We start from the raw sequence: 24,770 nt of genomic DNA, 5'->3' as shown, positions 1-24,770 counted from the left end.
CTCAGGAACACATGTTGTTTAAGCAACGGGCGTCGTTTATGTTGTCCCCATGAGGATCGAGATCTGGGCCGACACGGTCTGCCCCTGGACGTACATCGGCAAGCGGCGCCTGGAGCGGGCGCTCGCCGGGCTCGACGACGCGCTCCGCGAGGAGGCCGAGGTGGTCTGGCGTCCCTACCGGATCGACCCCGCCGCCCCGGCCGCGGCCGAGCCCCTGGACCCCCTGCTGCGCGACCCCCGCGTGGACACCGCCCTGCGGGCCTGCGCGCCCGGCCTCACCCCGGACCAGAACCGCGCCCGGGTGGCCGAGGCCGCCGCGGCCGAGGGGCTCGGTCCCCGGTGGGGCGCGGCGTGGAGGGTCAGCAGCCACGACTCCCACCGCCTCCTGGCCCTGGCCCTGGAGACCGGCGGCCCCGGACTCCAGGGCGCCGTCGCCGAGGGCGTCCTGCGCGCCCACTTCACCGAGGCCGGGGACATCGGTTCCGCCGGGACGCTGGACCGCGTCGCCCGCGAGGCCGGGTTTCCCGACGGCGGACGCCTCCTGGCCGCGGGCTCAGGGGAGGAGGAGGTCCGCGAACTCCTCCTGCGCGGCAGGGCCACGGGCGTGCGCACCTCCCCGACCCTGGTGGTCAACGGCAGGGCCCTGGAGGGTGCCCGGCACCCCGACGCCATCCGCGACTTCCTGACCGCGGCCGCCGGGCACGCCCCGCGCCGACTCCCCGAGGAGGTCGAGCGCTTCCGCCAGGCGGAGTCCCTGCTGGAGCGGGGAGACCCCCTCGGCGCGCTCGCCCTGCTCCGGCCGATGCTCGGCGAGCACGCCGCCGACCGGAACGTGTGCCTGCTCGCCGCACGCGCCTACTACCGCTCGGCGCAGCTGGGCCGTGCCCGCCGCACCCTGGAGGAGATGGTGGCGCGGAGCCCGGACGACGCGTACGCGCGCCTGCTCCTGGGCCGCACGCTCCAGCGCCAGGGGGAGCGGGAGCTGGCCGGACCGCACCTGCGCCTGGCCGGCGCCATGGCGCCCGAGTACGTCTGACCCGCTGCGCGTGCCGTCCGCGCGGCCCGGGTTTCGGCTGTGCCCCCCGCGCGGTCACCGGCGTCCCGATCAGGTCACCTCCGCGTGACCGCGCGGATCTCGGCACAGACACATTCTTGTGTTGAACAGGCCTTCTTACCCAACAAGCCGCAACACTGCGCGACTTTTCCACTACTTTTGGTTAATGTTCGGGGCGTTGGTCTCCGCGCCCGACGCACCTGCCCCGCTCACGTCCTCAGAGTGCTCTCCCATGGCGCGCGGAGCGATGCCGTGTGAGCTGCAAGAGTCGTGGGTCTTGGGGGAGTGTACGTGGTCACAACCAGCCGGACGGATACCGTCCGCGAACAGTCGGCGCGGATCGTGGTCGGCCCCGGAGCCCCCGGAGATCCAGGCATTCCAGGAAACCCCGCCGCCGCGGGCGCCACCGGGCGGCGCGCGGCGGTCGCCCCCGACGGCGGGACCAGCGGCGCCTGGGTGCGCCCCTACGTCGTGAGCTTGGTCGGCCTGGACCTGGCCGCCGCCCTGACGGCCACCCTCAGCGGCACGGCGGTCCGCTTCCCCTCCGCCCTCGGAGCGGCCACCACCCTGCCCTACCTGGCACTCTCCCTCCTGCTGCCCCCCGCGTGGATCCTCTTCGTCTACCTGGGCGGCGGCTACGCCCGCCGCTTCCTGGGCGTGGGCACGGAGGAGTACCGCCGCGTCGCCACGGCCGGGATCGCCCTCGCCGCCACCGTCGCCGTCGGTGCCTACGCCCTGCGCTTCGACCTCGCCCGCGGCTACGCGCTCCTCGCCCTGCCGCTCATCCTCCTGCTCACCCTCGGCCTGAGGTACGCGCGCCGCAAGGCCCTGCACCGGCGCCGCGGTTCGGGCCAGTGCATGAGCCGGGTCGTGGTCGTCGGCTACCGCGTGGCCGTCCGCGACCTGGTCCGCCGCTTCCGCGGCGAGGTCTACCACGGCATGCGCGTGGTGGGCGTGTGCCTGCCCCTGGAGGAGGCCGCCTCCGGTCCGGGCGCCGACGAGGTGGAGGGCTGCCCGGTCCTGGGCACCTTCACCGGCGCAGCCGAGGCCGCCGCCCTGGCCGGGGCCGACACCGTCGCGGTCCTGGCCTGCCCGGAGATGGACGGGGCCGAGCTGCGCCGCCTGGCCTGGCGGCTGGAGGAGACCGGCACCGACCTCATCGTCGCCTCCGCGCTCATGGACGTGGCCGGGCCGCGCACCTCCATCCGGCCGGTCGCGGGGCTGCCCCTGCTGCACGTGGAGCACCCCGAACTCGTGGGCGCGCGCCGCGTCCTCAAGGGCGCCTTCGACCGCTGCGCCGCCGCCCTGGCCCTGGTGCTGCTGTCACCGCTGTTCCTGGCGCTGTGCGTCCTGGTCCGGGCCGAGGGCGGCGGACCCGCCCTCTTCACCCAGACGCGCGTGGGCAGGGGCGGGGGCGAGTTCACCGTCTACAAGTTCCGTACGATGGTGGTGGGGGCCGAGGCGTTGAAGGCGATGCTCCAGCCCCGCAACGAGCACGAGGGCGTGCTGTTCAAGATGCGCCGCGACCCCAGGGTGACGGCCGTGGGGGCCTGGCTGCGCCGGTACTCGCTCGACGAGCTCCCCCAGCTCGTCAACGTGGTCCGGGGGGAGATGTCGCTCGTCGGCCCGAGGCCGCCGCTTCCGGAGGAGGTCGCCCGCTACGGGGACGACGTCCGCCGCAGATTGGTGGTCAAGCCGGGTATGACGGGTCTGTGGCAGGTGAGCGGCCGCTCCGACCTCTCCTGGGAGGAATCGGTCCGCCTCGACCTGCGGTACGTGGAAAACTGGTCGCTGACACTGGACGTCCAGATCTTGTGGAAGACGTGGTCAGCGGTGATCCGTGGGGCGGGAGCATACTAGCCGGTGAAGAACATCCGAAACGATCATGAGGTGGCCCGCGACCTGGCCAGCGAGGCGGGGCAGCTGCTGCTGCGCCTGCGCGCCCGGCACGGTTTCGACGAGCCCGACGTCCTGCGCACCCTGGGGGACCGCACCTCCCACGAGTTCCTGTTCTCCGCGCTGGGGCGGCTGCGGCCCAGCGACGCCGTCCTCTCCGAGGAGGGCGCCGACGACCCCGCGCGGCTCAACGCGCGCCGGGTGTGGATCATCGACCCGCTCGACGGCACGCGCGAGTTCGCCGAGGCCGGGCGCACCGACTGGGCCGTGCACGTGGCGCTGTGGGAGAACGGCGACCTGGTCGCGGGCGCCGTGGCGCTGCCCGCCCAGGGCAGCACCCTGTCCACGGTCGACCCGCCCTGGCTGCCCGAGGAGCGCCCCTCGGACCAGCGGCTGCGCATCACCGCCAGCCGGACCCGGCCCCCGGCCTTCGTCCAGCGGATGGCCACCCAGCTGGGCGCCGAGGTGGTCCCGATGGGCTCCGCGGGCGCCAAGATCTGCGCGGTGCTGCTCGGCATCGCCGACATCTACGTGCACGCGGGCGGCCAGTACGAGTGGGACAGCGCCGCCCCGGTGGCGGTGGCCCGGGCCTCGGGTCTGCACACCTCGCGGATCGACGGTTCCCCGCTGCGGTACAACACGGCGGACCCGCTGCTGCCGGATGTCCTTGTATGCCGATCGGAATTGTCGGGTATGTTGTTGGCAAGCATCCGCGACGGCGCGGACCTGGACAGCGCGGGTCCGCACGCGGGGGGCTGATAGGACGACCCCTCCGCCGTCGGCCCTGTCGGTATTTCTAAGGCGGATTCATGGGTCAGGCGAGTCAGCAGGCCGGACGCTACCAGCTCTCCCAGCTGGACGTCCTGGAGGCCGAAGCCATCTTCATCATGCGCGAGGTGGCCGCGGAGTTCGAGCGGCCGGTGCTGCTCTTCTCCGGCGGCAAGGACTCCATCGTGATGCTGCGCCTGGCCGAGAAGGCGTTCTGGCCCGGCGCCGTCCCGTTCCCCGTCATGCACGTGGACACCGGCCACAACTTCGACGAGGTCATCGAGTTCCGCGACCGCCGGGTCGCCGAGGCGGGGGTTCGCCTGGTCGTGGCCTCGGTACAGGAGCAGATCGACGCGGGCAAGGTCTCCGAGCCCACCGGCCGCTGGGCCAGCCGCAACCGCCTCCAGACCTCGGCGCTGCTGGAGGCCATCGAGGAGAACGGCTTCGACGCCGCCTTCGGCGGCGCGCGACGCGACGAGGAGAAGGCCCGGGCCAAGGAGCGGGTCTTCTCCTTCCGCGACGAGTTCGGCCAGTGGGACCCCAAGAACCAGCGCCCCGAGCTGTGGAGCGTGTTCAACACCCGCATCGAGCGGGGCGAGCACATCCGGGTCTTCCCGATCTCCAACTGGACCGAGCTGGACGTGTGGGCCTACATCAAGCGGGAGCGGCTGGAGCTGCCCTCGATCTACTTCGCCCACGAGCGCGAGGTCTTCGAGCGCGACGGCATCCTGCTGTCGAACTCGCCCATCATCAACCGCGACGAGACCGAGGTCCCGTTCACCGAGACCGTCCGCTACCGCACCGTCGGCGACCTCACCTGCACCGGGGCGGTCAAGTCCACGGCCGCGGAGATCGACGACATCATCGCCGAGATCGCTGCGACCCGGGTGACCGAGCGGGGGCAGACGCGGGCGGACGACCGCACCAGCGAGGCCGCCATGGAGGACCGCAAGCGCGAGGGCTACTTCTAGCGCGACCGCCGGGAGGGCCCGGGGCCCGCCCCGTCCGCCGTCGTCCCGAACCCGTGACGGGTGTCGGGCGCCGACCGGGGCGCGGACCAGGACCCCACGCACCACACCGGCGACGTCCGGGCCGATCCAGCGGCACCCGCGCCGGAACCCGTTCCCCGCAGACCACACACTCCGCATTGGACCAGGCAAGCATGAGCAACGACATCCTGCGGTTCGCGACGGCGGGTTCCGTCGACGACGGCAAGAGCACCCTGATCGGCCGACTGCTGTTCGACTCCAAGTCCATCTTCGAGGACCAGCTCGACGCGGTGGAGCGCACCAGTGCCGCGCGCGGCGAGGGGCAGACCAACCTGGCGCTGCTCACCGACGGCCTGCGCGCCGAGCGCGAGCAGGGCATCACCATCGACGTGGCGTACCGCTACTTCGCCACCCCCAAGCGCACCTTCATCATCGCCGACACCCCCGGGCACATCCAGTACACCCGGAACATGGTCACCGGCGCCTCCACGGCCGACCTCGCCATCATCCTGGTGGACGCGCGCAAGGGCCTCCAGGAGCAGAGCCGCCGCCACGCCTTCCTCACCACCCTGCTCCAGGTGCCCCACCTGGTGCTGGCGGTCAACAAGATGGACCTGGTGGACTACTCCCAGGAACGCTTCGAGGAGATCAGGGCCGAGTTCGCCGACTTCGCCACCAAGCTGGACGTGTGCGACCTGACCTTCGTGCCGATCTCGGCCCTGAACGGCGACAACGTGGTGAGCCGCTCGGAGAACATGCCCTGGTACACCGGGCCCTCCCTGCTCCACCACCTGGAGAACGTGCACATCGCCTCCGACCGCAACCTCATCGACGCGCGCTTCCCCGTGCAGTACGTGATCCGGCCGCACAGGTCGGCCGACCCCGAGCTGCACGACTACCGGGGCTACGCGGGCCAGCTCGCGGGCGGCGTCCTCAAGCCGGGCGACGAGGTCACCCACCTGCCGTCCGGGCTGAACACGCGGATCGCCAGGATCGTCACCGCCGACGGCGACGTCACCGAGGCCTACTCGCCGATGTCGGTCACCCTCCTGCTGGAGGACGAGATCGACATCTCCCGGGGCGACATGATCTGCCGCCCCAACAACGCCCCCGCGGTCACCCAGGACCTGGAGGCGATGGTGTGCTGGATGACGGACGCGCGCAAGCTCACGCCGCGCTCCAAGCTCATCCTCAAGCACACCACCCGCACCGCCAAGGTCGTGGTCAAGGACCTGCGCTACCGGCTGGACGTCAACACGCTGCACCGCGACGAGCAGGCCGACCACCTCTCGCTCAACGAGATCGGCCGGGTGCGCCTGCGCTCCACCCAGCCCCTGTTCGTGGACGAGTACGCCAAGAACCGCCAGACGGGCGGGTTCATCCTCATCGACGAGTCCACCAACACCACGGTCGCCGCGGGGATGGTCGTCAAGACCGACTGACCCGGGGCCGGGGCGCCGCACGCCCGGAACATGGAAGGGGCCGCCCGCCGGGGCGGCCCCTTCCACGTGTTCCGCCACCGTGCCGGGAGGCCCGGCGGGGTGCGGACGCGGCTGGTCCGGAGGCACCGGAAAAGGCGCCGTCGAGTGGGCCGCCCATGCCCGCCACCGGGTTAACCGAGAAATCTGTTTTGGTTCTCAGATTCTTACGGAATGGTTTCCTTCGGTCAACGCCATGTTTCTCGGTAAGGACTCCGGGGGTGGCCGAAAGGCCTGTCCGAAAAACGTTTGACCACTACAGGCGAGTGTTTTCGGGCCTCCTCCCCACGGTGCCTCCACCCCCGGGCGCTGCGCGAGCACGCACCCCGGAAGCAGCCGCGAGGTACTTGGACGCAAAAAAAGTTGCCCTCCCACCCTGGAGTGGAGAGCGAAGTCTGGTTATGGTGGCAAAGCGCAGCGAACCTGGAATGGATTGACTACTCTGGGTTATTAGCCGCTGTGTGCCTCCCATTACCGTCCCCCGCAAAAGGAGAATACGAGTGCACAGGCACACCACCAGGAGAACGGTGCTCGGCCTCGCCGCGGCCGGCGCCCTCTCCGTCCCCCTGGCCCTGTCGGGCGCCGTCTCGGCCGGCGCCGACGAGCTCGCCCCCCTCCACACCGTCGGCTCCTCGGCCACGGGCGACTACTTCGTCGTCCTGGAGGACACGCTCAGCGCCGCCTCCGTCACCCCCTCGTCCCTCGGCATCTCCTCCGACCAGGTCAACCACACCTACGACGAGGTCGTCAACGGCTACTCGGCCAGCCTGAGCGCGCAGGAGGTGCGCGAACTGCGCGGGCAGTCGGGCGTCGCCTACGTCGAGGAGGTCGGCGTCGCGCACACCACCGTCACGTGGGGCCAGGACCGCATCGACCAGGAGGACCTGCCCCTGGACGGCTCCTACGGCACCACCGGCGACGGGGCCGGGGTCTCCGCCTACATCATCGACAGCGGCATCGACGCCGCGCACCCCGACTTCGGTGGTCGCGCCTCCTCCGCCTTCGACGCCTACGGCGGCGACGGCGGCGACGGCAACGGCCACGGGACCCACGTCGCGGGCACCATCGGCTCCGCCACGTACGGCGTCGCCCCCGCCGCCGACCTCTTCGGCGTCAAGGTGCTCGACGACAACGGCTCGGGCTCCTACGACGACGTCATCGCCGGTATCGACTGGGTGGCCGCCAACGCCGGACCCAACGCGGTGGCCAACATGTCCCTGGGCGGGCCCGCCTCCCCGACCCTGGACGAGGCCGTCAACAGCCTGGCCGCCTCCGGTGTGTTCGTCGCGGTCGCGGCGGGCAACGAGGGCCAGGACGCGGGCAACACCTCCCCGGGCGGCGCCGAGGGCGTGACCACGGTCGGCGCCTCCGACGCGACCGACGCCGCGGCCTACTTCTCCAACCACGGTTCGTCCGTCGACATCTACGCCCCCGGCGTGGACGTGGAGTCCACCGTTCCCGGCGGCGGGACCGACTCCTATGACGGCACCTCGATGGCCAGCCCGCACGTCGCCGGAGCGGCCGCCCTGTACAAGAGCGTGAACGGCGACGACGACCAGGCCACCATCCAGGACTGGCTCGTCTCCAACGCCGGCGTGGACAAGCTCAGCGGCGTTCCCTCGGGGACGGTCAACCTGCTGCTCAACGTCCAGGGCCTCTGACCCGGGGGGTTGTGGAGACCCCGCTCGTCCACAGCCCGCTCCGCGGCCACCGCGCGAGGAGCAGACGAAGAACCGTTCGGCCCCGGTCCGGGGGAGGTCTTCCCCGGACCGGGGCCGACGCGTGTCCGGGCCGAGGTCCCCGGCCCGGGCACGCGTACGTCACCCGGAGGTCATATTCGGTGACCGAAAGTAATAGCCTGGTGGGGTGGACGATGGTTATCGACTGGTGTTCGTCGGTGGAATGGGCCGCTCCGGCTCGACCCTGATCGAGCGGCTCCTCGGCGAACTGCCCGGGTTCTGTTCGGTCGGCGAGGTCGTGCACCTGTGGCGGCGCGGACTGGTGGAGGACGAGCTGTGCGGCTGCGGCCGCCCGTTCTCCGGCTGCGGCTTCTGGTCCGACGTGGGCAAGGAGGCCTTCGGCGGCTGGGACCGCCTGGACACCGGGGAGGTGCTGCGGCTCAAGGACCGCGTCGACCGCACCCGCTTCCTGCCGGTGCTGCTCAACGGTGCCCACCAGGGGCTGCTCGCCTCGCGCTGCGACCGCTACACCGAGCTCTACCACCGCCTGTACTCGGCGGTGTCCCTGGTCAGCGGCGCCCACGTCATCGTGGACGCCAGCAAGCACGCCTCCCTGGCCGCCTGCCTGCGCTGGCGCTACGGCGCCCGGATGCGCCTGCTGCACGTGGTGCGCGACCCGCGTGCGGTGGCCCACTCCTGGGCCAGGCGGGTGGCGCGCCCGGACGCCTCCCCCGACAGCAGCGAGCCGGAGATGGCCCGCTACTCGGCCGGACGGGCGTCGGTGCAGTGGATGGCCCAGAACGCCTCCTTCGACGCCCTGGCCCGACGCGGTGTCCCGACCCTGCGCGTGCGCTACGAGGACTTCGTCGCCGACCCCGGGGGCGAGTTCGCCCGGATCGCGGAGTTCGCGGGGTACGCGGGCACCCCGCCGGACGCGGCGCGGGACGGCTTCGAGCTGTCGGAGGGGCACGCCGTGTCAGGCAACCCGATGCGCTTCACGGCGGGGCGGGTCGGGGTCCGCGCCGACCACGGGTGGCGTGAGGGGATGCCCGCCTGGCGGCGGCGCCTGGTGGCCGCGGTGACGGCGCCGTCCCGGGGGCGTTACGGCTACTGAAGTCCGTTTTGCCACTTCAAGGACTGTTGTTCGCCCCAATTATGACGTATGGTGTCCATCTGAACACTCTAAGTCACTTTTGGAGAACTGGGGGGAGTTCGACGTGGACAGGGGACCGGTACGGGCACTGGCGACGACGGGGGCACTGACCCTCGTCCTGACACTGGTCGGAGCGGGGGACGCCCCGGCGGGCGGGGCCCCGTCCTCTCCACGGCAACCCTCTGACCGGCCCGCGGGGGTGACGGAGCCGCCCTGGCGCGGGGGGTACGCCACCGACGAGGAGTGCACCGTCTCGGAGATCCTGGAGCCCTCGTGCGGCGTCTGGTGGGGGGCCAGCCCCTATCAGGACCGGATCGAGCCCCTGGAGGAGGCGGTCGACCGCCGCATGGACATCGTCTACACCTGGCGCGGCGTCGACCAGGCCAACGTCCCCGGCGAGCGCGAACGCCGGCTGATCGCCGAGGGCAGGTTCGTGCACACCAACATCGAGGCCCGGCGGTTCACGCGATCCGGGCATCCGGCGGTCTCCTACGAGTCCCTCATCGACGGCGAGTTCGACGACTCGCTGCGCTCCCAGGCCCGCGCCATCGCGGAACTGGACGTGCCCTACTTCGTCACCTTCGACCACGAGGCCGACGCCAACACGCGCTACAACAGGCGCGGCACGCCCGAGGAGTTCGTGCGGGCCTGGCGGCACATCGTGGACCTGTACCGCGAGGAGGGCGCGGACAACGCCATCTGGGTGTGGAACGTGACCGGCTGGGAGGGCAACTTCGACCGCCTCCCCGGCCTGTGGCCCGGCAACGACTACGTCGACTGGGTCAGCTGGGAGGCGTACAACATGACCGGCTGCGACTCCCAGCCGCACTGGGACGAGGTGTACTCCTTCGAGGACATGATGCGCCCCGCCTACGAGTGGTTCCAGAACGAGGGGCCCGAACACGGGATCGACCCCGACAAGCCGGTGATGATCGGGGAGATGGGCACCACGCACATCGGCCCGCAGGAGACCCTGGAGTGGTACTCCGAGATCCCGGACGTGCTGCGCCGCTACGAGCGGGTGCGCGCGGTCAAGGTGTGGGACAACAAGCTGTCCCCGGACTGCGACTTCCGGATCCGGGCCGACGAGTACGCCCAGCGCGGCTTCGAGGCCGCCGGACAGGACCCGTACGTGTACCTGCCCGAGCGGGTGCGCCGCTTGGCCGAGTACGCCCAGGAACGGGGCTGACCGCCCGGGGCCCGGGCCGTCCGGGACGGTTCGCGCGGACCGCCGCTCCCGCAGGGGGCGGCGGTCCGCGCGTGTGGGGCCCGGCGCGCGGACCGGGGTTACAGGCCCCTGCCGCGCAGGTGCAGCGCTCGCGTGACCCACCCGGCGGGCACCCCGAGCACCACCGCCAGCGCCAGGTAGGCACGGGCCTCGGCCGGGCGGCTGCGGACGGTGGTGCCGATCCAGCGCAGCGCGGCGCGCCGACGCCCGGAGGCGGCCTCGGCGAAGGCGATCTGCCCGGCCACGCGCGCGTGGCCGCGCGGCACCAGCGCGAACTCGGGGTAGCGGTCCAGCAGCCAGCGCAGGGCCGTGGAGATGGTCCGCCAGCGCCCGGAGAAGTGCGACCTGCGGTGCCACAGCACCCGCACGCCCGGTTCGGGGATGTTGCGGATGGGGCCGCGCCGGGCCAGGCGCAGCAGCAGTTCGTAGTCCTCGGCGTAGCTGCCGGGGATCTCCTCGCTGACGGTTCCGCAGCCGTCGATCATGGCGCGGCGCCGGATGAGGAACGTGGACGGGTGCAGCTCGGTCAGGCGCGACCCCAGCAGGTCGCCGAAGGTCACGCTGGTGCGGTCCAGGCTGCGGACCGCCTCGACCCTGTCGTAGACCACCCGGATGCCGCAGCACACCATCTCCGTGCCGGGCTCGTCGAGCATGACGTCGACCTGCGCCCGGAGCTTCCCGGGCAGCCACGTGTCGTCGTCGTCGCAGAAGGCCACCAGGTCGGTGTCGGCGGCGAGCACACCGGTGTTGCGGGCCCCGGCCAGGCCGGGGGTGAGGGTGTTGGTGACCACCCGCACGGGGCGGTCGCCGTCGGAGCGGGCCAGGGAGGGGTCGGGCTGGTCGTTGTCGAAGACGACGATCGTGGTGATGCGGCCGGAGTAGTCCTGCTCGTTGATCGCCCGCAGGGTCCGGCGCAGCAGTTCCGGCCGGTCGCGGGTGGGCACCACCACGGTCACACCGGGCAGGGGCCCGCCGTCGCCGGGACCGGACGCGGCGGTGCGGGCGGCGGCCAGCGGGTCCGCGCCGCCTGCGGCCGTGTCGGCGGGTGCTGCGGGTTCCGCCGTCGCGCCCGGGCCCCGCGTGAGGAGGTCGATGAGCTCCCCGGCGCGCAGCGCGGCCCGCTCGGTGCCCTCGCCGTCGCCGGGGTCGACCCGGAAGTCCCCGGGCGAGGCGAGCGCCCTGTCCAGGAGCGCGCAGAGCTGCTGGGGGGTCGTGCAGGAGCGCACCCGGCCCGCCTCCTCCAGGCGCCGTACGAAAAGGAGCTGGTGCTCGTCCACGTGCTCGTCCAGTTCGGGGTCGCGGGCGACGACGATGGGCAGGCGTCCGGCGCGGCGGGCCTGGACGATGGTGCCCGGTCCGCCGTGGGCGACGACCACCCGGGCCCGGCGCATGTGCTCGCCGAGTTCCTCGCCGGGCAGGAACTGGGCGCCCGCGGCCACCGCGGGGGCGGCGCTGTGCCCGTGCTGGACCAGGAAGCGCAGGCCCCGGTGGCGCCGGGCGTAGTCGTCGATCCACCGGACCAGCCGGTCGAAGGAGTGGTGGTCGGTGCCGAGGCTGACGACCACGTCGGGGTGGCCGCTGTCGTCGGGGCGCGGGACGGGACGCGTGGTCTGTTCGGTCAAAGCAGCGGTCCTACCGTGATGGCGGTCGGCATGAAGGCGCGCTGTTCCTCCCACTGGGCGAGGAACAGCCGGGTGAACGGACGGCACAGCCGGGCGGTGAGCGTCGGTGTGTCGAGGCGGTCGTAGACCTCGATGTAGACGGTCGGTATCCGCAGCAGCCACGCCAGGGCGAAGAACGGCAGCGCCACCCCGGCGCCGGTGGTGACCACGGCGCACGGGCGCCGTTCGCGCAGGACGCGGACGGCCAGCCAGGCGTTGCGCAGCAGGTTGCCCACGTGGCGGGTGGTGGGGTGGAAGGCCCACCGGACGCGCTCGCCGGTCAGGGCGGACTCGGCGTCGGGGGTCCGGAAGGTCACCCACACGCGCTCGCGGTGCCGCCACCAGGGGCGCAGTGAGCACAACTGGGCGAGGTGCCCTCCGCTGGAGGCCACCAGGAGAACCGGTCGTGGAGACATGGGGTCATCATTCCATAACTCTGTGTAGTCACTGGGAAGGTCGCGGCGAGGCGCACCTGTTGTCCACAGGCGGGAGAGGACGTCTTCCGCCGGGCGCGCGCAGGGGCTTTCATGGATAACGGGGGGTCCCCAGGGCCCGCCCGCCTCGGCGTGCCCTCACCGCCTCCGCCCGGGCTCCTCGGTCGGCCTCCTCGGCCCCGCGCCGCCTCCGGTCGCCGCAGTGTGCCCCCACCGCCTCCGCCCGCCTCGGCGCGCCTCACCGGCGCGGATCCAGCCCCAGCAGTCCGCGCAGCGACCACACCGTCACCAGGTGACCCACCGCTCCCGAGGCCACCGCCATCGCCAGCGACGCGACCCCGCCGCCCAACAGCGCCTCCAGCAGCAGAGGCAGGGCGCCGAACCAGGTCATCGTGCTGGCCGTCGCGGCCAGCACCGGGCGGCTGAACGGGTGCAGCACCACGCGGGAGCGCAGTTGCCACAGCGGAAGCAGCTTGCGCACCAGCATCGCGGCCACCAGGGCCACGGCCGCCCCGGTCGCTCCGGCCGCGGGTACGAGCAGCACGCACACCAGCACGTTCGCCGTCAGCGACAGCACGTTGTTGACCAGGTTGAGCCGGGTCAGCCCGGTCATGCTCAGGACCAGGTCTCCCATCCCCAGCGCTGCGGCCGCCATCTGGCCCGCGCACACCACGGCCAGCGCCGTCGCCCCCGCCGCGTACTCCGGCCCGAACAGCCGCATCACCTGGGGGGCGAACACCAGCACCGACAGGTACAAAGGCCACAGCAGGCACACCAGCCAAGCCGTTCCCGCCTGGTAGAGGGTCCGGACCCCGGCGTGGTCGCCCGTCGCCAGCTGTTCGGCGAACCTGGGCTGGGCCGCGTACAGCACCGCCTGCGTGCCGAACTGGCCGACCACCATGACCCGCGTGGCCGCCGTGAACACCGCCGCCCCGCTCAGCCCGCCCAGGAGCGCCACGAGGACCACGCCGCCGCGCTGCACACCCATCTGGGCGACCGCGGCCACCGCGCGCGGCAGGGAGAAGGCCCAGAACGTCCGCGCGTCCACCCTCTCCACGGTCTCTTCCACGGCCTCCGGGACCACGGCCGTCCCCGTGGTCGCGGGCTCCTCACGGGCACAGCCGGTCCCCGACGCCACAGCCGTCGCGGCGGCACCGGAGCCACCTGCGCTCCCGAGGGCATCCGCATCCCCGGAGCCACCCGCCTTCCCGGAGGCGCCACCGGCCTCGGGGAAGGCCCGGCGCACGACACGCCCCAGCCAGAACCACGCCACCACGGCCGCGGGCAGGTACGGCCCCGCCCACGCCAGCGCCAACAGTCCCGCCGCCCCCGACAGTGCGACCCCCGCCACCAGGGCCAGCTGCGCCAGCGGACGGCCCACCTTGTCCACCAGCACGGTCCCGGCCATGTCGTGGTGGGCCCGCGTCGCGGCCAGGGCCGTGTCCGCCAGCACCGCGAACGGCAGGAACACCGCCAGCAGCCGCAGGTAGATTTCCGCCTCGCCGCCGCCCAGCCCCCGCGCCACCGGCCCGGCGCACACCAGCAGCAGCACCGCCAGCGCGCACGCGGCCAGCACGGCCGGGGCCGCGGCCGTCCGCAGCAGCCGGGGCACGCCCCCGGGTTCGCCGAACACGCGCATCCGGGCGATGAAGTACACCAAGCCGTCCGACGCGCCCAGGTTGGCCACCACCGCGGCGATCAGGAACACCGACGTCGCCGAGAACAGCAGCCCCGCCGTCTCCTGGGAGAACGCACGCGTGATCGTCACGATCACCGCGAGGTTCAGCGCGGCGCCGACCACGGCCCCCGCCATGTTGACCGCCCCGCCGCGCAGCACGCGGCGCAGCCCCGCCCGCTCCCGCTCCGCCGCGGCGGTCACGCGCGCCACGAGGGGACGCGCCCCCACCAGTCCGCCAGCCGCGCGTCGCTGTCGGCGAACCGCGCCGCCAGCTCCGCGCGCAGCCCCTCGGGCATGCTCGTCCGGGCGCGCGCGTTGTGCCTGCCCGGGGCGTCGCCCGGTCCGGGCGGCAGCCCCAGGAACCGCTCCACCTCACCCAGCGCCCTCGCCGTGCCGTCGAACAGGTCGGCGTGGTCCACCACGTGCATCCGGTCCCGTCCCAGGTGCTTCTCCATCCGCGCCAACTGGTCCGCGTAGAGGCCGCGCGCCACGTAGCCGTGGTGCTGGTGGGAGTACGACAGGTACCCGGGATCGGCCAGCATCCGCTCCTCCTCACCGGCCAGCCGCTCCGGCTCCAGTTCCAGCGCCCGCTCGAACGGTTCGGTTTCGAAGCCGCGCGCGGTCTCGTGCGCGTGCGCCGAGTAGGCCCGCTCCACCGGGTCGCGCAGGATGACCACCACCCGCACGTCCGGCAGGTCGCGGGCGATCCGCTCGGCGGCCAGCGGGTGGAACAGGTAGTACGGGCTGGACTCGACCACCCGCACCCGGGGCCGCCCCGGCCGGGCCCACAGCGACGCGCGCAGGGGGAAGTACGTCCGGTACCGGTCCGGGCCGCCGCGGTAGCCGGTGTCGAAGTAGTGCACCCCCTTGCGCAGGGTGGGACCGGTGACGCACGGGTGCAGGCACAGCGTCCTGAACAGCGACGTCGTGCCCGAGCGCTGCGCCCCGCAGACGAGGAGATCGGGCAGGGCGCGGGCCGGTGCGGTGAGCGTGCCCAGGCCGTCGGCGAGGGGCAGGAGCGCCTTCCTGGCCGGGACGGCCATGCGGTGGAACAGGACGGGAACGGTGCTCCGGGGCATCACGTGCTCCTTCTGTCGCAGTTTCGGTCAACCCCGGCAGCCGTCCTCGGCGCCCGGGCTCGGCGGGTCGTGTCGATCGATCGGGTGGCCTGGTTCGCCGGACCGCCCGGACCCGAAAGGACCGCTCGGGCCCGGCGGGGACGTTCAGGTCTGATGGGCGGCCTCGTGGGCCGCCCTCTCCTGGAGCCCCTCCAGCGCGGGCAGCAGCCAGTCGTCCACGGCCGCCAGGTGGCCGCCGCTCTCGTCCTGCCGGTCGTGCAGGTACCGGGTGGCCAGGTCGATCAGGTACAGCGCCATCACCGTGGACACCGTGTGGGAGCGCACCCCGGTCTCGGACATCAGCGGGTCGCGCAGCAGCCGCGACCCGCTCTCCAGCCACCGGTGCACCCCCGGGTGGACCCCGGCCTGCACGCACTCGTTGAGGTCGTAGTGCAGGGCGTCGAAGCCCGCGGGGGCGTCCATGGCGAGGCGCTCCCAGTCCCACACGAACGCGCGCCGCGCGGTGCTGGCGATGTTCCACCTGGTCAGGTCGCCGTGCCAGGCTCCGAACGGCACGTACACGTCGGGCAGGCGGCGCAGCGCCGCGCGCAGGGGCGCCACCTCGGGGCGCGTGCCCAGAGTCACGATCCGCTCCTCCAGGGACCGCCGGTAGGGGCTGTCGGACAGCCTCCGGCGCCGCACCCTGGACAGTCCGACGATCTGCGTCACGCATCTCAGCAGCTGGCGCCGCGTGGGCCGGTCGGTCTGGACGCCCACCGGCAGCGCCTCCTGCACCAGCAGCGGGTGGCCGTTCCACTCGCCCTCGTGCAGCAGCCGGGGGACGGTCACGTCCGGCAGGCGGGCCTCGGCGAGCTGGCGCAGAGCGCGCGTCTCGGCGCGCACCAGGCGCGAGGTCAGGTCGTTGACGGCCACCTTGGCGTAGCCGATCGTGCGTCCGCCGGGCGTGAGCAGCAGGAGCACCGGCTTGCGGTTGGCCCGGGGCGGGCCCACGTGGATGGCGACGGCCAGATCTCGGTCCAGCGCCGCCGTGAGCGCGTGCTCGATGCCCGGACCGGCCCCCACGTACAGCCGGTCCCGCAGCAGGAGCGGGGCCAGCCCGGTGGCGAACGCACCGGTCAGCAGCAGTGTGCGCGCCCTCTCCCGGAACGAGTGCCCCTGCGCGAAGGACGTGATGCCCCGGGTGGCCGCCGACCGGTCGTGCGCGGGCAGGATCACCCGGGGGTTCTGCGCGTTGGGGACCGGAAGGTACTGGGTGCCCCGGTCGCGGCGCACCAGCCGCCGCATACCGCGGTCGCCGGGGCCGAGCAGCCCGCCGCACGGCCACAGCACCGCGGCGAGGTCGGTCAGGTAGGTCGTCTCGCTGTTCACCAAAGACCCCCGCGGGTGCGCGCGGTCCGCCGCCGGAGCACCGGTTCCTCGCCCCGCCACAGCAGGGCGACGGCGACCATGGTGACGGCCAGCGGGGACATCAGCGCGACGTAGAAGAACATGTACCAGAACAGCAGCAGCACGGTCAGCAGCGCGCCCTGACCCTCCAGCGATGCCGCGCGGCGGTAGCGCCACACGACGTGCGCGAAGAAGGCGAGCATGAGGCCGGTGCCCGCCCAGCCCCCGGTGATCAGCGTCATCCACAGCTGTCCCGCGTTGCCGATGACGTGCTGGCCGCAGCCGGGGCACTCGGAGGTGGGGCCGATCGCGATCGACTCCGAGCTGCCCAGGCTCTCGCGGGTGGTGCCCCACCCCATGACCGGGGACAGCCGGGCGGCCTCCACGGACGCCGCGTTGGTGGCGGCCCGGCCGTCGTCGCTGTGCGGGTTGTCGAGCCTGGCCCGCACCACGTCGGCCAGCGGTGAGGCGGCCAGCGCCAGCAGCACCGCCAGGCCCGCGACGGCGCAGGCCCCCACCAGGACCACCCGGCCTCGGCGCAGCGCCACCAGGGCCGCGAAGGCCGCGGACAGCGCCAGCCCCGCCCACAGGGCCCGGTTGAGCGAGTACACGGCGGGGACCAAGGCCAGCGCGGCGGCGGCCAGCCCGCCCCAGCGCACCCGGCCCGAACCCTGCGCCACCCAACCCACCACCAGCCACACCAGCAGCAGGGAGAGCATGTAGCCCCAGATGTTGGTGTACTCCCAGGGTGCCTTCGGTCGGGCCGACTCGTACCCGAAGATGTCCATGACCTGCGCGGACGCCGGGTGGATGAGGGCCTGCATGTAGGGGTCGGCGGCGAGGGCGGCGGGGAGCAGGTACTCCGCCGGGGCCGTGAACTCGAACCGGGGCGCGAGCATGCCCAGGAAGCCGCCCGCGATCGTGGTCAGGCACAGCACCGCCAGCGCGCCCACGACCGCGCGCGTGGGCAGCTCGCGCTCGGAGAGGTTGCCGACGTAGAGCAGCAGGACCGTCAGCACCAGGTAGTTGACCGCGCGGAGCACGGCGCCGCCGTATCCGCCGCTGCCCGGCACGGTCCCGGGCATCTCCAGGTGGACCAGGCACAGGCCCAGCACCGTCCACAGCAGGAACAGCGCCCACAGCCAGAATCCCGGGGGGACCCGCAGCCCCGTGGCGCGGTGCCGGCGCACCAGTTCGGCGGCCATCGGGACCGCGAACAGCCAGTACGCGAACTGCCCCAGGCCCAGCGCCCACCACAGCGGGTACCCGGCCAGCAGCCAGAGCAGCGGCCGACCGGTGCCGACGCGGGTTCCGTCCGCCGGGAGCGGATCCCCGAGGCCCCCGACGACGGGGCCCGCCGCCCCGGCGGTCGGCCGGGGGGCGCGTGCGGACGTGCTCCAGGCCATCAGTTCCGGGTCCCCGGGGCGGTGTCGGGGGTGCTGTCCGGGGCGGTGTCCGGGGAGGCGGAGTCCCCGGCGGCTCCGGTCGGCCGGGACTCCTCGGTCCCCTCCGTCCCCTCGGTCGCGAAGGCCACGAGGGCCTCCGTGGCCTCGGCGCCGCTGACGGTCGTCTCGGGGCCGTGGGGCTCCCGCGCCTCAGCGGTCCGGGCCAGCCCGAAGGCCATCTCCGCCTCCGAGGCCGAGCCCGGGGCCGCCGCGGTCCCCGCGGCTCCGCCGCTGGCCCCGCCGGTTCCGTCCGCTCCGGTCCTGTCCACGCCGGTCCTGTCCGCTCCGCTCAGGTCCGGGGCCGCGGAGTCCTTCCCGGTCCGGCCGGTCCCGGTGGCCTCGGGCGTCACCGGGATCTGGGTTGCGCCGTCGCCGCCCAGCACGCGGGGGACCTCCAAGCCCGCGGGTATCCCGCCGTCGCGGGGAGCCGCCGCGTCCTGTGCGGTGCCGTCGTCGGCTCCGTCCGCCTCCGCCATCCGCTCGGCCGTGTCGGCCCCGGCCGCCCCGGAGCGCTCCTCGGCGGGGCCGACGCCACCGGCGCGCTCACCGCCGTCCGCGCCCGCCGAGTCCGCGTCCTCCGCCGGACCCTCCACGGCCTTCCCGCGTCCTGCCGCGGCCTCCGCCCGCCGGGGACCGGGCACCCCGGGAACCCCTTCGGCGTCTCTGGGAGCCGGGGGCCGTGCCGCCCCGCCGCGTCCCCGCGTCCCCGCGGCCCCGGCAGGGGGCAGTTCGCTGACGATGCCGGTCAGCGCGATCCCCGTACCGGCGCGGCCCCTCGCGGCCCCGGCCGACCCCTCGGCCCGCTCGTCCGCCCCGACCGCTCCGTCCCTTCCGGGCGTGCGGCCGGACCCGGCGATCGGCTCCCCGGCGACCGGCTCGGCGGCGGGCGGCGACCCCACCGGCGCGGGCCCGGCCAGCGGCTGGCGCGGCAGGACCGCCGTGCCCGGAACGGGCACCCCGAACCGGTCGGCGAGGACGAGCAGCTCCCGCAGCTCCGCCCGGCGCGTGCGGTCCAGTTCGACCACCGGCAGCATCAGGTCGGCCGAACCGGCCAGCGCGTGCGCGTCGGCGCGCTCGCTCACCGGCGCCACCGCCACCACCACGTACTCCGCCCCCGCCCGCAGCAGCCGCACCAGTTCCGGCATGGCGGTGCCCTGCACCGGCGCGTCCAGACCCGGCGACCCGTAGCGCAGGACCCGCAGCCGGGACACCGTGTCGGGCCGCACCTCCAGGTCGGCGGGGTCCTCACCCTCCAGCAGCGCCTCGGCCAGCCCGGGGCCCTCCGGCAGTCCCAGCAGCTCGCCGACCGTGTCGGTGCGGGGGTCGGTGCACACCAGCAGCGTCTCCGAGCCCGTGCGGGCCAGGGAGGCGGCCAGGTTCACCGCGGCCGCCGCACCGGCGCGGCCCGGGGTGGTCGCGGTGACCAGCAGCACGCGGCCGAGGACCGCCTCCTCCTCACCGAGGAGTTCGGCCAGCCCGTCCTCCTCCCGGGCGCCGCCCGCGTCCGCGGCCGCTCCGGCACGGTCGGACGCTCCCGTCCCGCCCGCCCCGGCACCCTCCGAGGGCCGGTCGGCCGCCGAGGGAACGGGGAGCGCGGCGAGGCGGGCGCGCACCAGGTGCGCGAACTCGTTGACCCGCTGCCCGCGCCGGTCGCCGTCCGTCAGCAGCCCGGGGGAGCGCTGGCCGCGCCCGACCCGCTCGGACAGGTCGAGCAGCACCGGCACCGCCCCGATCCGCCCGGTCTCCCCGGCGTCGTGCAGCCCCGGATCGAGGCGGTCGCGCACCACGGCCGCCAGCAGCCCCGCCAGCAGGCCGAGCGCACCGCCGCCGACCAGCCACAGGGCGGGCACCGGACTGCTCGCGCGCTCGGGGAGCCCCGCCGGGGTGATGACACTGCCGGGCTCGACCGTCTCGGCCAGGGCGCTGAGCGGGCTGATGCCGTTGCCCAGCTCGGTGATCTCCGCGCGCAGGGCCTCCACCCGAGCGTCCGCGCCGGGGTCGGCTGGCTCCGCGGCGGCCTCGGCGAGGGCCTCGTAGCGGGCCTCCTGCTCACCGCGCAGCGCCTCCAGATGGCTGTCGATCAGTTCGTCGATCCGCTCGCGGCGCAGTTCGAGGTAGGCGTCGGCGTAGGCCTGCGCGCCCGCCCGCGCGGCCTCCGGGCTCCCGGCGGAGTAGCTGATCTCCAGGACGCTGCTGTTGGGGGGAACGCTCACGTCCACCCGCTCGCGCAGGTCCGCCACCGAGGGCGCGGCGCCGCCCTCCTCCGCCAGGGCCTCGGCCACGGCGGACGACACGCGGTCCGACAGCAGGACCTGCGCCTCGGTGTCGAGGTTGACGTCCCCGGCCAGGCGGCCCGAGCGCTCCCCGGTGAACTCGGCCATCCCGCTGGGCTGGACCTGGACGGCGGAGACGGAGGTGTAGGCGGCGGGGAGTCCGACCGCCGCGGCGGAGGCCAGGGCCAGCCCGCCGAGCACCCCGGCGCCGACGAACCGCCAGCGGCGGCGCAGCAGTGCCGTGTACTCCCTCAGTTCCGGTCCGGACGGGCCGGGGGCGTCGGTGTCCATCGAGTCCTCTCCGCGCAAGGGTAGTCAACACTTTTAGTGATTGATTGCATACTAAGTGTAATCCCTTGGGGGATCTTCGCGGTGTGGGCGAGCGGCCGTTTCCCGACTCGGGTAGTGACCGGAACCGGAGAGCGGGTCACAACCCACGAAGACCCCCGGGCACGCGAAAGGGGCGGCGGGACACCCCCGCCGCCCCCTCGGACGCCTCGACCGACCTAGCTGATGACCACCGTGGGCGGAAGACCGGTGGAGGACTCCCACGCCTCGTCGCACTCGTTCTGGCTGGAGACCGTGTGCGCCAGGGCCGAGCAGTCCCGGTACTGCGCCATCTGCTCCTGGTACACCACGGCCACCGCGAACAGCGACAGCGACATCACGATCCCCAGCACGCCCACGACCACGCTCATCAGCGCGCCCGGCGCCTCGGTGCGGTTCGCCCGCGCGGCCCGCCTCGCCCGGAAGCCCTGCACGACACCGAACACGGACAGCACGACCCCGTAGGGCGGCAGCAGCAGGCCGGCCGCCCCGAAGAACAGGCCCCACAGGCCGCCGCGTTCGGCTCTGGGCGGCTGCCCCTCGTTCCGGGGCTCCGGGCTGTTGTCGGTCAAGGTTCACTCCTTATGCGCGCCCCGCTCGGGGCGCCGTGGTCGCCTCCGCCGCACGGAGGCTACCCGTCGTCCATGGTCACGCCGGTCCGCGGGCCACCGAGACCCCCGTCACAGGCCGGCCAACACCCACTCCCCGTGGGTAGACGCTACCTGGACCGATAGGGTGGGAACGCGGGCGGGCCCAGCGGGCGCGCCCGTCACCCGCCCGTCACCCGCCGCCACCCCCAACGGACGTCTCCGGCCCACGGAGGCCCGCGGGGGAGCGCCCGGCGGAGGATGATCGGGTCACCCGCACACCACGCCTCCGGCTCCGGCGCGCGCCGGCCCCGGACCGGCGTACGCGAGATCCGGATGCTGCGCCGTCCCCCGGCGCCCCCGGAAGGCCGGAGGCGGCTCTCGCACCGTTCTCTACACAATGGGAGAAGCATTGTCCGCGCGAGTGGTGGTCCTCATATCGGGCACGGGCAGCAACATGGCCGCCCTGCTGGAGGCGGCCGGGGACCCGGCCTACGGGGCGACCGTCGTCGCCGTCGGCTCCGACCGCGAGGGGACCCGCGGAATCGCACTGGCCGAGGAGGCCGGTGTGCCCGCGTTCGTCGTCCCCTTCCGCGCCTACCCCGACCGCTCGCGGTGGAACGCCGCCATGGCCGAACGCATCAGCGAGCACCGCCCCGACCTGGTGGTCTCCGCGGGCTTCATGCGCATCCTCGGCCCCGCCGTGATCGGCAGCCACCCCGCGGTCAACATCCACCCCGCGCTGCTGCCCTCCTTCCCCGGCGCGCACGCCGTGCGTGACGCGCTCGCCCACGGTGTCCGCGTCACCGGCACCACCATCCACTTCCTCGACGAGGGCGTCGACTCCGGTCCGATCATCGACCAGGTCGCGGTGCCCGTCGAGGACGGCGATGACGAAGCCAGCCTCCACGAGCGCATCAAGACCGTGGAGCGGGCGATGCTGGTCGACACGGTCGGCAGGCTCGCCCGCGAGGGCTGGACCATCGACGGCAGGCACGTGCGGTTCGGCCGCACCGAGCAGCGCGTCACCGACGCGACCGACACGAAGGAGAACCGGTGACCCAGCAGGCCATCAGGCGTGCGTTGATCAGCGTCTACGACAAGACCGGTCTGGAGGAGCTGGGCATCGGCCTGGCCGAGGCCGGGGTGGAGATCGTCTCCACCGGCTCCACCGCCGCGCGGCTGCGCGCCGCCGACATCCCCGTCACCCCCGTGGAGGACGTCACCGGCTTCCCCGAGATCATGGAGGGCCGCGTCAAGACGCTGCACCCCTCCGTGCACGCCGGGCTGCTGGCCGACCAGAACAACCCCGAGCACGTCGCCAGGATCAAGGAGCTGGGCATCGCCCCCTTCGACCTGGTCGTGGTCAACCTCTACCCCTTCCGGGACACCGTCGCCTCCGGCGCCTCCGAGGCCGACTGCATCGAGAAGATCGACATCGGCGGCCCCGCCATGGTGCGCGCCTCGGCCAAGAACCACGGCAGCGTGGCGATCGTGGTCGACCCGGGCGGCTACGACGCCGCCCTGGAGGCCGTCCGCGACGGCGGCTTCACCCTGGAGCAGCGCAAGCGCCTGGCCGGGCTCGCCTTCCAGCACACCGCCGCCTACGACGCGGCCGTCGCCGACTGGTTCGCGGCCGACTACGCCCCCGACGCCGAGGCCGCCGAGTCGGGCTGGCCCGGTTTCCTGGCCACCGTCCACAACCGCAGGGACGTCCTGCGCTACGGCGAGAACCCCCACCAGAAGGCGGCGCTGTACACCGTCGCGGGCGCCCCGGAGACCGGTTTGGCCGGAGCCGAGCAGCTGCACGGCAAGGCGATGTCCTACAACAACTACGTGGACGCCGACGCCGCGCTGCGCGCCGCCCACGACTTCGACCAGCCGTGCGTGGCCATCATCAAGCACGCCAACCCGTGCGGGATCGCCGTCGGCGCCGACAACGCCGAGGCCCACCGCAGGGCGCACGCCTGCGACCCGGTGTCGGCCTTCGGCGGCGTCATCGCCACCAACCGACCCGTCGGCGAGGAGCTGGCCGGGCAGATCGCGGAGATCTTCACCGAGGTCGTCGTCGCCCCCGCCTTCGAGCCCGCGGCCGTGGAGATCCTCAGCCGCAAGAAGAACATCCGCCTGCTCGTGGCGCAGGGCTCCGGCCCCGGCGCGGGCGTGGAGCACCGCCAGATCAGCGGCGGCCTGCTGGTGCAGTCGCGCGACGCCATCGACGCCCCCGGCGACGACCCCTCCACCTGGACCCTGGCCACCGGCGAGCCCGCCGACGAGGCCACCCTGGCCGACCTGGCCTTCGCCTGGAAGGCCGTGCGCGCGGTCAAGTCCAACGCCATCCTCCTCGCCTCCGGCGGCGCCACCGTGGGCGTGGGCATGGGCCAGGTCAACCGCGTGGACTCCGCCCGCCTGGCGGTCACGCGCGCGGGCGAGAGGGTGACCGGCTCCGTCGCGGCCAGCGACGCCTTCTTCCCCTTCCCCGACGGCCTGGAGATCCTCACCGGCGCGGGGGTCCGCGCCGTCGTCCAGCCCGGCGGCTCGGTCCGCGACGAGGAGGTCGTGGCCGCGGCCGAGGCGGCCGGCGTGACCATGTACCTCACCGGGACCCGGCACTTCTTCCACTGAGCGAGGAGACACACGCATGAGCGCGATCGTCCTGGACGGCAAGGCCGTCGCCAAGTCCATCCGCGAGGAGCTCTCCGAGCGGGTGGCAAAGCTGCACGACCGCGGCGTCACCCCCGGTCTGGGCACGGTCCTGGTCGGCGACGACCCGGGCAGCCACTCCTACGTGCGCGGCAAGCACCGCGACTGCGCCCAGGTGGGCATCGCCAGCATCCGCCGCGACCTGCCCGCCGACGCCACCCAGGAGCAGGTGGAGCAGGCCGTCCACGAACTCAACGCGGACCCGGCCTGCACCGGCTACATCGTGCAGCTCCCGCTGCCCGGGGGCCTGGACGAGAACCGCGTGCTGGGCCTGATCGACCCGGTCAAGGACGCGGACGGGCTCCAGCCCTCCAACCTCGGCAAACTGGTGCTGATGCAGGAGGCGCCGCTGCCGTGCACCCCGCGCGGCATCGTGGAGCTGCTCACCCGCTACGAGGTGCCGCTCAAGGGCGCCGAGGTGGTCGTGGTCGGGCGCGGCGTGACCGTGGGCCGCCCCCTCGGCCTGCTGCTGACCCGCCGGTCGGAGAACGCCACCGTCACCCTGTGCCACACCGGCACCCGTGACCTGGCCGAGCACACGCGCCGCGCGGACATCATCGTCGCCGGTGCCGGAGTGCCCGGGCTCATCACCAAGGACATGGTGAAGCCGGGCGCGGCCGTGCTGGACGTGGGCGTCTCGCGCACCGAGTCGGGCCTGGTCGGCGACGTCGTCCCCGACGTGGCCGAGGTGGCCGGGCACCTGTCGCCCAACCCCGGCGGCGTGGGCCCGATGACCCGGGCGATGCTGCTGGTGAACGTGGTGGAGGCCGCCGAGCGGCAGGCCGCCGCCCTCTAGCAGTGTTTTTTGGGCCTCCGCTTCGGCCCGTGTTCGGGCGCCCGGAGAACGGGAATCGGGTTGAAGCAGGCACAGCGGTGCCTACGGCGGGTTCGCTCGTTCCTCGCGAACCCGCCTCCGCCACCTCCAGAACCCCGTGGGCGCCCGAACCGACCC

The 24,770-nt window shown here is 73.6% G+C and carries 19 protein-coding genes; 11 read left to right on the top strand and 8 right to left on the bottom strand.

The annotated features are described in order from the left end of the window. The first annotated feature begins 49 nt into the window (after positions 1-49). The 8 genes from AC0VX6_RS23875 to AC0VX6_RS23840 all read left to right on the top strand — a co-directional run bounded on the left by AC0VX6_RS23875 (position 50) and on the right by AC0VX6_RS23840 (position 10,206). Positions 50-1,036, top strand: a complete 987-nt coding sequence (locus tag AC0VX6_RS23875) for a DsbA family oxidoreductase (protein WP_475466135.1) — start codon at positions 50-52, stop codon at positions 1,034-1,036. Between the two features lie 309 nt (positions 1,037-1,345). Beyond that, positions 1,346-2,914, top strand: a complete 1,569-nt coding sequence (locus tag AC0VX6_RS23870; RefSeq protein ID WP_475466134.1) for a sugar transferase — start codon at positions 1,346-1,348, stop codon at positions 2,912-2,914. Positions 2,915-2,917: 3 nt separating this feature from the next. Further along, the gene (locus AC0VX6_RS23865) at positions 2,918-3,709 is read left to right on the top strand and encodes a 3'(2'),5'-bisphosphate nucleotidase CysQ (protein WP_026338425.1); all 792 of its coding nucleotides are present in this window, start codon (positions 2,918-2,920) and stop codon (positions 3,707-3,709) included. A gap of 50 nt (positions 3,710-3,759) precedes the next feature. Then, positions 3,760-4,689 carry a sulfate adenylyltransferase subunit CysD gene (gene cysD / locus AC0VX6_RS23860; protein ID WP_047869798.1) on the top strand — a complete coding sequence of 310 codons (930 nt, stop codon included), beginning with the start codon at positions 3,760-3,762 and terminating at the stop codon, positions 4,687-4,689. Positions 4,690-4,865: 176 nt separating this feature from the next. Beyond that, complete coding sequence (gene cysN / locus AC0VX6_RS23855; RefSeq protein WP_475466133.1) at positions 4,866-6,149, top strand: sulfate adenylyltransferase subunit CysN; 1,284 nt, start codon at positions 4,866-4,868, stop codon at positions 6,147-6,149. A 536-nt stretch (positions 6,150-6,685) separates the two neighbouring features. Then, a complete protein-coding gene (locus AC0VX6_RS23850) occupies positions 6,686-7,846 on the top strand; it encodes a S8 family peptidase (RefSeq protein WP_475466131.1) in 1,161 nt (386 codons plus the stop codon). Between the two features lie 241 nt (positions 7,847-8,087). Continuing rightward, positions 8,088-8,978 (top strand): sulfotransferase, encoded by an 891-nt coding sequence (locus AC0VX6_RS23845; RefSeq protein ID WP_274978245.1) that lies wholly within the window; start codon positions 8,088-8,090, stop codon positions 8,976-8,978. 238 nt (positions 8,979-9,216) lie between these two features. After that, positions 9,217-10,206 (top strand): glycoside hydrolase family 26 protein, encoded by a 990-nt coding sequence (locus tag AC0VX6_RS23840; protein WP_372491863.1) that lies wholly within the window; start codon positions 9,217-9,219, stop codon positions 10,204-10,206. Positions 10,207-10,304: 98 nt separating this feature from the next. On the opposite strand, the gene AC0VX6_RS23835 is transcribed toward AC0VX6_RS23840, so the two are convergent. The 8 genes from AC0VX6_RS23835 to AC0VX6_RS23800 all read right to left on the bottom strand — a co-directional run bounded on the left by AC0VX6_RS23835 (position 10,305) and on the right by AC0VX6_RS23800 (position 21,100). Further along, positions 10,305-11,867: a glycosyltransferase gene (locus tag AC0VX6_RS23835; protein ID WP_274974738.1), complete on the bottom strand. Its 1,563-nt coding sequence runs from the start codon at positions 11,865-11,867 to the stop codon at positions 10,305-10,307. Continuing rightward, a complete protein-coding gene (locus AC0VX6_RS23830; protein WP_013154976.1) occupies positions 11,864-12,322 on the bottom strand; it encodes a glycosyltransferase family 28 protein in 459 nt (152 codons plus the stop codon). The genes AC0VX6_RS23835 and AC0VX6_RS23830 overlap by 4 nt, the downstream gene beginning before the upstream one ends. 256 nt (positions 12,323-12,578) lie before the next feature. After that, the gene (locus AC0VX6_RS23825) at positions 12,579-14,246 is read right to left on the bottom strand and encodes a lipopolysaccharide biosynthesis protein (protein ID WP_475466129.1); all 1,668 of its coding nucleotides are present in this window, start codon (positions 14,244-14,246) and stop codon (positions 12,579-12,581) included. Further along, positions 14,216-15,097, bottom strand: coding sequence for a sulfotransferase domain-containing protein (locus AC0VX6_RS23820; protein WP_475466127.1), 882 nt, complete (start codon positions 15,095-15,097; stop codon positions 14,216-14,218). The genes AC0VX6_RS23825 and AC0VX6_RS23820 overlap by 31 nt, the downstream gene beginning before the upstream one ends. Before the next feature lie 144 nt (positions 15,098-15,241). Continuing rightward, positions 15,242-16,465: an aminoglycoside phosphotransferase family protein gene (locus AC0VX6_RS23815; RefSeq protein ID WP_274974735.1), complete on the bottom strand. Its 1,224-nt coding sequence runs from the start codon at positions 16,463-16,465 to the stop codon at positions 15,242-15,244. Then, positions 16,462-17,889: a ligase gene (locus tag AC0VX6_RS23810; protein ID WP_475466125.1), complete on the bottom strand. Its 1,428-nt coding sequence runs from the start codon at positions 17,887-17,889 to the stop codon at positions 16,462-16,464. The genes AC0VX6_RS23815 and AC0VX6_RS23810 overlap by 4 nt, the downstream gene beginning before the upstream one ends. Beyond that, positions 17,889-20,492, bottom strand: coding sequence for a lipopolysaccharide biosynthesis protein (locus AC0VX6_RS23805; RefSeq protein WP_475466124.1), 2,604 nt, complete (start codon positions 20,490-20,492; stop codon positions 17,889-17,891). The genes AC0VX6_RS23810 and AC0VX6_RS23805 overlap by 1 nt, the downstream gene beginning before the upstream one ends. 215 nt (positions 20,493-20,707) lie before the next feature. Continuing rightward, complete coding sequence (locus tag AC0VX6_RS23800) at positions 20,708-21,100, bottom strand: DUF4190 domain-containing protein (RefSeq protein ID WP_274974733.1); 393 nt, start codon at positions 21,098-21,100, stop codon at positions 20,708-20,710. Positions 21,101-21,539: 439 nt separating this feature from the next. Here AC0VX6_RS23800 and purN point away from each other — a divergent pair, with 439 nt between their 5' ends. Genes purN through AC0VX6_RS23785 form a run of 3 tightly spaced genes read left to right on the top strand, consistent with a single transcriptional unit; the run spans position 21,540 to position 24,614 of the window. Continuing rightward, complete coding sequence (purN, locus tag AC0VX6_RS23795; RefSeq protein ID WP_274978244.1) at positions 21,540-22,175, top strand: phosphoribosylglycinamide formyltransferase; 636 nt, start codon at positions 21,540-21,542, stop codon at positions 22,173-22,175. Further along, positions 22,172-23,740, top strand: coding sequence for a bifunctional phosphoribosylaminoimidazolecarboxamide formyltransferase/IMP cyclohydrolase (gene purH / locus AC0VX6_RS23790; protein ID WP_475466122.1), 1,569 nt, complete (start codon positions 22,172-22,174; stop codon positions 23,738-23,740). The genes purN and purH overlap by 4 nt, the downstream gene beginning before the upstream one ends. A gap of 16 nt (positions 23,741-23,756) precedes the next feature. Next, entirely contained in the window at positions 23,757-24,614 is an 858-nt protein-coding gene (locus AC0VX6_RS23785; RefSeq protein ID WP_274974731.1) for a bifunctional methylenetetrahydrofolate dehydrogenase/methenyltetrahydrofolate cyclohydrolase, read from the top strand. The last annotated feature ends 156 nt before the right edge of the window (positions 24,615-24,770 follow it).

It is taken from the genome of Nocardiopsis sp. iso_25 (assembly GCF_056173305.1).
This window is presented reverse-complemented; position numbering and strand designations above follow the sequence as displayed.